This window comes from Winogradskyella poriferorum, assembly GCF_050618035.1.
Taxonomy (GTDB): Bacteria; Bacteroidota; Bacteroidia; order Flavobacteriales; family Flavobacteriaceae; genus Winogradskyella; species Winogradskyella poriferorum_A.
The window spans coordinates 1-250 of the sequence record NZ_JBODPY010000068.1 but is presented as its reverse complement, the minus strand read 5'-3'; the positions used below and the strand labels follow the sequence as shown (position 1 = coordinate 250).

The window sequence follows — 250 nt, the reverse complement described above, 5'->3', positions numbered from 1 at the left end:
AAGCGCTACAAAGTTGTTAATACTTACCTCTGTGTCATTAGCAAGAATTACTGTTATAGGAAAATCTATGGTTGCTATATTATCTTCATCGAGATCATTTATAAACTCAAAAAGTTGATTATCATTTTCAATAGAAATGGTTTCTAATAGCTCATTATTTGGGTTAAATATTGAAGCTTCAATAGGAAATATAAAATCGATACATTCTATATCGTCATCGTATTCATTCTCGTCATTGCAACTGTTGGTG

1 pseudogene is annotated in these 250 nt (G+C 30.0%); it reads right to left on the bottom strand.

Annotated elements, in window-relative coordinates:
- Positions 1-250 (bottom strand): annotated as a pseudogene (locus ACRHOC_RS14955) (hypothetical protein); the annotation flags it as partial.